The sequence below is a fragment of the Oribacterium sp. KHPX15 genome, assembly GCF_900107835.1.
Classification (GTDB): Bacteria; Bacillota; Clostridia; order Lachnospirales; family Lachnospiraceae; genus Oribacterium.
Genome location: NZ_FNRG01000059.1, coordinates 1 through 6,635 on the forward strand (window position 1 = coordinate 1; position 6,635 = coordinate 6,635).

Consider the following 6,635-nt stretch of genomic DNA (forward strand, 5'->3'; position numbering starts at 1 on the left):
GATATTTGAGAGGAGCTGTCCTTAGTACGAGAGGACCGGGATGGACTGACCTCTGTTGGACCTGTTGGAGATCAACTCCAGTGCAGGGTAGGCATGTCGGGACTGGATAAACGCTGAAGGCATCTAAGCGTGAAGCCACCCTCAAGATGAGATATCCCATCGTTAAGAGTAAGACCCCTTGAAGACTACGAGGTAGATAGGGCTAAGCTGTAAGTGCTGTAAAGCATTCAGGTGATAGTTACTAATAGGTCGAGGGCTTGTCCAAAAAGGCTGGAAAGGTTAGAGGTTTAGATGGATTACTGGGAATGATTCATAAATGGTATGCTGTTTTGAAGGTACGATACTGCTTTAGATCTTTTGAAAAAAGATCTAAAGAGCCGCGCGGCATTGGGAACGTCAGCCAATTAGATTCGCTTCGCTAGGGCTGACGCTACATATCAATTTTTTTCAAAAATTGATACAAAATTTGAGCGGTTCAAAAGAATCCGAAAGGATTCTGTCTTTGTAATATGGCCCGGTGGCTCAGTCGGTTAGAGCGCCGCCCTGTCACGGCGGAGGTCGTCGGTTCGATTCCGTCCCGGGTCGCTTTGATGAAGAAGTAGTTGATCTACTTCTTTTTTTGTTCGTGAAAATATAAATGTATGGACAAAAGATTACATGTTATTATTTTTGCGATGCGCATATTTGTGTGGTGCTCTGAGGTACTGCTGCTGATATATACGAAATATTTCAAAATAGTTTGGGAGGGTCATATGCCGATAGGTGTAATTGTTAATGCTTCTGCTGTTGTTTTAGGTGGTCTGATAGGAAACGTTTTAGGCTCGGGATTATCAAAAAAAGTAGTTGAAAGCATGAATGCTATTTTTGGAGTTTGTGCTATGACTATGGGTATTTGTTCGGTGATACTTTTATCCAATATGCCTGCTGTTATGCTTGCCGTTCTTTTAGGTACAGCTATTGGCTTTGCCATTAAGCTTGGGGACAAGATAACTGCCGGAGGACTTTGGATGGGAAATTGTATTTCCAAAGTTTTTAAAGGAAAAGGGGCATTTGACGAGGATTATAAGAAGCAATTGGTTACTGCCATTGTTTTATTCTGTGCCAGTGGTACAGGCATATTTGGAAGTATAGTTTCAGGAATGACTGGAGATCACAGTATACTTCTTGCCAAATCTATTCTTGATATTGCTACAGCATTGATTTTTGCTTGCAGCCTTGGAATTGTGACAAGTTTTATAGCCATACCACAGTGCATCATATTTTTAGCTTTGTTTACATTTGCCAATATAATTTACCCATTTTGCACAGAAACGATGATTAATGATTTTAAAGCTTGCGGAGGTGTTCTTCTGATAGCGACAGGCTTCAGAATGATGAAATTAAAGGATTTTCCAGTTGCAGATATGATTCCTGCAATGGTCATTGCGATGCCAATTAGTCATTTATGGAGTACTTATATTATTCCGTTAGTATCCTGATCGTCAAAAAAATCGATAAAAAATATTAATTTAGGACTTACTCATTTATATGAATAGTAGGTTCTATTTTTGTATTAAAATAAATACATTTAAATGCAATTAAATACTATTGCAAAAATTATGAAAATAGATATTATTTTAAGAGGTATTACGAAAGGTTCTTGACGTGATAAGAATTTCAGCTGATTGGAAAATAGCTCCTTTCGATAAAAATGTATTTTTATATTATGTATAAAAGGAGTTCTGATCAATGGAAGGCGAAAAAACCTCAGGGTTTAGCAAAGTTACCGGAAAAATTAAATTCCCTAAATATACAAATCGAATTATTCGTACAGTTATAGCTTGTTTTGTCACAGCTGTTATTTATAAGTATCTGCTTGGAGACCGCAATCCCTGCTTTGCATGTATTGGTGCTGTATATGGCATGGGCAGCCAGTTCCAGGAGGGATTCCATAATGGATTTAACAGATTTGTGGGAACCTTTATCGGAGGTCTTGTTGTCATTCCTTCATACTGGCTTTATATGAATACTCCCTTCGGAATCCCCGGAGAGGTTTATCTTTGTCTCGGTGTATTCTTTGTTATGCTGATTAATTTCATGCTGGGTGCCAACAACGCTATACAGCCCGGTACAGTTGTATATTTCGTTGTACTCTGTACTCAGCCGGTTGGCAATTTTGTGAGCTACACAATTGCCAGAATCATCGACACAGGAGTTGGTGTTCTTATAAGCCTTGGTATATCCATGCTGCGCCCGACAATGATAGATCGTGAAAAGGGAGTTGATCTCCTTACTTTTTTCGAGGCTATGACAGAGGGCTTCAGGGCCTGGAGCTACGCAAACAAGTGTGGTTCACTTCCACAGCTTGATGCTGAAGGCAGAGCCGCAAAGCGTGAGGAAAGAAAAGCAAAATATATTGAGAGACATAGTTTTTGATATGATAGGATGAAGTCGGTTTTCATGGAAATCATGAAACCGACTTCTTTTTATTATGCCTTATTTCAAAAGTAACAGTTCAGCCAGGATGCCTTATTTTCGCAGTGAACAAGGCATTACATTGACCCATATTCCGGTTACCAGCATTTGAGTCATCCTGAATGGCAGGTTATAATGACTTAATTTCAGGTAATCTGGATTTGGGTCATCCTGAATGGCAGGTTACATTGACTCAATTTCAAATAATCAGGATTTGGGTCATCCTGAATGGCAGGTTACATTGACTCAATTTCAGGTAATCTGGATTTGGGTCATCCTGAATGGCAGGTTACATTGACTCAATTTCAAAAAATCTGGATTTGAGTCATCCTGAATGGCAGGTTACATTGACTCATTTCAGGTAATCAGGATTTGGGTCATTCTGAATGGCAGATTACATTGACTTATATTCTGAATTCTGAGTTTTAAGGTCAATCAGTGGTTCCAATAACTCCGGATGGTGGGGAAAAAAGTCGACCACGGTCTTCGCGAACCATTGCCGGCTGAACTGTTACCGGGTTTACCTTATAAAACCATATTCTGGTATAATGTAGATCGATTATAGTTTATAATATTGGATATACTATTACGAAGGGGAACATGAATTATGGAATCTTTGGTTTCGGTACTTGATTTTGTACTTGAGAATGTTGTTGCGATTTGTACGATCCTGCTTGAAATGGTAGGAATCCTGGTACTTGTTTTGACTGCAGTTAAATGTTTTTTAAGATGGCTCAATCATGACCAGCATGTGCGTCTTGATCTGGCTGAGGGTATTGCTTTAGCTCTTGAATTCAAGATGGGTGGAGAGGTTCTCCGTACCGTAGTTGTCCGTGAGTGGAGTGAGCTTGGGATACTTGGCGCGATAATCATCCTCAGAGGACTTCTTACCTTCCTTATCCATTGGGAGATAAAGAACGAGAAGAAGGATCTGCTGGAAGTAAAGACGAAAGAAGCATAAAAAACAACTATCCCCGGAGTGACTCTGTGAGTTCCTCCGGGGATAATTGTTTTATAATATTGAACCTACAATTCTCTGTATTTTATTTTGCTTCTTTCAGCTTCTTTTCCATTGCGGCGCAAATGGTCTTAAGGGCCTTGATTCTGGCATACTGCTTGTCATTGGATTCAAGTATATGCCATGGAGCGTAAGTCGTACTGGTCTTTGCGATCATCTCGTCAACAGCTTGCTCGTAAAGATCCCATTTCTCACGATTTCGCCAGTCTTCTTCCGTGATCTTCCACTGTTTTTCAGGAGTATTCTGTCTGTCAGTAAAGCGGGCAAGCTGAGTTTCCTTATCTATATGGATCCAGAATTTCACGATAACAGCGCCCCAGTCACTAAGCTCCTTCTCGAACTCATTTAATTCATTGTAAGCCCGCTGCCAGTCATTCTCTGAACAGAATCCTTCCAGACGCTCTACCATAACGCGGCCGTACCAGGTTCTGTCGAAAATAGCGATATGACCGGTCTTGGGAAGTCTGGTCCAGAAACGCCACAGGTGATGGCGGCTCTTTTCAAAGGGCTTCGGACTTGCTATAGGATGAACGATGTAGCCTCTCGGGTCAAGAGCAGCTGTGATACGCTTGATATTACCGCCCTTTCCCGCAGCATCCCAGCCTTCATAGGCAATGATGACCGGAATATGCTTACGATAGCAGGCGTTGTTCAGATTCCTGAGCTTCAGCTGAAGCTCTTTAAGCTGTGTCTTGTAATCTTCCTCGGAAATTGTCTTCTTCAGGTCCACATCCTTAAGCTTAGGCATACGCTTCAGTGGGAAGATGTTCTGAATAAGAGGTACTGTCAGGGTATGGTTCTTAAGGGCAATATCTATTCCGGCAACTATGGTCTCCATTACCTGAAGTTCAGCCCATTTTCTGGATTTTGCATCAATGACATTCCAGGGGATAGTGGAGGTGTGAGTTTCCTCAAGGAATCTGTCGTAAACCTTATAGCACTCATCATAATGTTCGTTTTCCCACGTATCGAAGGAATTGACCTGCCATGCGGTATCCTTGTCCGCAGCAAGAGCCTCAAGACGTTTGGTCTGCTCTTTATGGCTTATATGAAGGAAAAATTTCAGTACCAGGTATCCGTTATCTGTGAGAGATCGCTCGAATCTTAGGATACTGCCGATGCGGTTTTTGTAATCACGCTTTGATATCTTGTCAAAAAGAACATCTTTAGTAATTTCACTCATCCAGCCCATATCAAGGAACTTGAACTGGCCGGCTTCCGGAATCTCAGCAAAATACCTTGCCAGGAATGGCTTCCTTAGTTCTTCGGTGGTGGGATCTTTCATCGAAACCGCAGAGAAAAATCTGGGATCAAGGTTCTTGATCACCTGCCCGAGAACAGTGCCCTTTCCGGCTGCACCCCAACCTTCAAAAAGTATAAATACAGGCAGCTTGCTGTCCTTCATGAGAAGCTGTTGCTCCGAAAGACGCTGATGAGCGACAGCCAGACGCTGTTTTATTTCATCGGACTCAGGTTTTGGAATGGAATTATAATTGTCAATCATTTTTAATGTCTCCTTTTTGATGACAGACTATGTGATGTCAGGCATAAATGCCGATTTCCGAACTAAACATATATACATTAATCTCGACAGAAAATTCAAAATTAATAAGAGTAGAAAAGAGAGAATACTTGCGGATTCTTTTGAACCGCTCATCACAGCGTGGCTTCCACGATTTCCAATCCTTGGCTGACACGAAAGAAGGAACCATCTTTCGATGGTTCCCTCTTCCAACGTCTGTAAGGAGATAATAAAAAAACAATGTATTATTGGCTTGATATATACGTCGGCGGATAGTTTAGATAAATAAGCTTTTTTTATAAAAATTTTTCAAAAATAAAAGAACCGCTATCTTAGCTAGACGAGGTGCTAAGATACCGGCTCTTCTCTAATTAAGTAAAAAGGCTGCGGTGGGGATGGAAGGGGTGTGGGCTCCGCATCGCCTTTATAACTCCTTTTGATTACCAAAAGATTTCTTTTGTATGTCTAGATACTATCATCTTAATTGTCACAATACTGTCACAAAAAGATAAAATAATTTTAAGAATTAGGATCCCCACCTGCAAGAACCGTCCTCACCGGCGAGAGCCATCCCCACATGCGAGAACCGTCCCCCACCGGCGAGAGCCATCCCCACCGGAAAGGTGCATTTTATAAAATCTCCACGGCTGAAAACCTTGGAGCTTTAGCTCCGAGGATGAAAGCCGCTTTGCTAAATTAACATCTCGTCTAAGCGAGATAAACAAGATATAATTATATCCCATGAATAAAGGATATAAACATGGAAATCGAAATAAATATCTACTTCGTTACCACTTAATTTTAGTATGTAAATATCGCAGACATTTGCTAAGTGCTAATAATATCTCTTCAGATATGAAGACACTTACTAAAACCATCTCTAACAAACATAATGTTCTGATACATTATATGGAAGTTGACAAAGATCACTTACATATGATGATAGAAACAACACCTAATATTGATTTGTCAGATTATGTAAGAACTTTAAAATCGTACACTTCATTTCACATTTGGGAGAAATATTCTCCCTATCTCGGCAAATGCTTTTGGAAAGAGAAAACATTTTGGTCAGATGGATATTTTATAAGTAGTATTGGTGAAGTGAGTAGTGATACTCTTAAATATTACATAGAGAATCAAGGAAAGAACACTTGACAATATACAACAATGTCGTATAATTATCTCAAGAGGTAATACTTATGACAATTTTAGAGTTACGTCAAAAAACAGGACTTTCACAAAGTCAATTTGCTAAACGTTTCCATCTTAATGTGCGTACAGTACAAACATGGGAACAAGGTACTCGTAAAACGCCTGATTATGTAATATGGCTAATAACTAAAGTGATTGAATTGGAGGAAATAGTAAATGCCAAAAGGGATGGAATTTAGAATCTATCCAAACAGAATACAAGAAACCATTATCCAAAAAACATTTGGCTGCTCAAGAGTTGTATATAACTCAGGTCTTGCTCTTCGTATTGAAGAATACAAGAATGGTAATTCTGTTGGATATAAAGAAACTAATTCCATGCTCACTTCCATGAAGAAAACTGAAGAGTATTCATGGCTTAAAGAAGTTGATTCTATTGCCTTGCAGCAATCTCTTAGAGATTTAGATAAGGCATACAAGAACTTC

At 40.0% G+C, this 6,635-nt stretch carries 7 protein-coding genes, 1 tRNA gene and 1 rRNA gene; 8 read left to right on the forward strand and 1 reads right to left on the reverse strand.

All coding sequences use genetic code 11. The features are described 5' to 3' along the window. The 5 genes from BLV86_RS16830 to BLV86_RS16850 all read left to right on the forward strand — a co-directional run. Positions 1-265 (forward strand): 23S ribosomal RNA (locus BLV86_RS16830); the annotation flags it as partial. A gap of 246 nt (positions 266-511) precedes the next feature. Then, positions 512-585: transfer RNA gene (locus tag BLV86_RS16835), tRNA-Asp, on the forward strand. A 167-nt stretch (positions 586-752) separates the two neighbouring features. Further along, positions 753-1,478, forward strand: a complete 726-nt coding sequence (locus BLV86_RS16840; RefSeq protein ID WP_031554269.1) for a DUF554 domain-containing protein — start codon at positions 753-755, stop codon at positions 1,476-1,478. A 250-nt stretch (positions 1,479-1,728) separates the two neighbouring features. After that, a complete protein-coding gene (locus BLV86_RS16845; protein ID WP_090819886.1) occupies positions 1,729-2,415 on the forward strand; it encodes an FUSC family protein in 687 nt (228 codons plus the stop codon). A gap of 646 nt (positions 2,416-3,061) precedes the next feature. Further along, on the forward strand, positions 3,062-3,415 hold the full coding sequence (locus BLV86_RS16850) for a DUF1622 domain-containing protein (protein ID WP_090819889.1): 354 nt from the start codon (positions 3,062-3,064) through the stop codon (positions 3,413-3,415). A gap of 82 nt (positions 3,416-3,497) precedes the next feature. Here the strand turns inward: BLV86_RS16850 and pap are convergent, their stop codons facing one another. Beyond that, positions 3,498-4,976 carry a polyphosphate:AMP phosphotransferase gene (gene pap / locus BLV86_RS16855; protein ID WP_090819892.1) on the reverse strand — a complete coding sequence of 493 codons (1,479 nt, stop codon included), beginning with the start codon at positions 4,974-4,976 and terminating at the stop codon, positions 3,498-3,500. 759 nt (positions 4,977-5,735) lie between these two features. Between pap and tnpA the strand changes: the two genes are divergently transcribed. The 3 genes from tnpA to BLV86_RS16870 form a co-directional block, all read left to right on the forward strand. After that, positions 5,736-6,152 (forward strand): IS200/IS605 family transposase, encoded by a 417-nt coding sequence (tnpA, locus tag BLV86_RS18725; protein WP_090819895.1) that lies wholly within the window; start codon positions 5,736-5,738, stop codon positions 6,150-6,152. A gap of 44 nt (positions 6,153-6,196) precedes the next feature. Next, entirely contained in the window at positions 6,197-6,388 is a 192-nt protein-coding gene (locus BLV86_RS16865) for a helix-turn-helix domain-containing protein (protein WP_044915878.1), read from the forward strand. After that, the coding region (locus tag BLV86_RS16870; RefSeq protein ID WP_175456596.1) for a helix-turn-helix domain-containing protein at positions 6,366-6,635 on the forward strand (270 nt) is incomplete at its 3' end. The genes BLV86_RS16865 and BLV86_RS16870, both read left to right, overlap by 23 nt.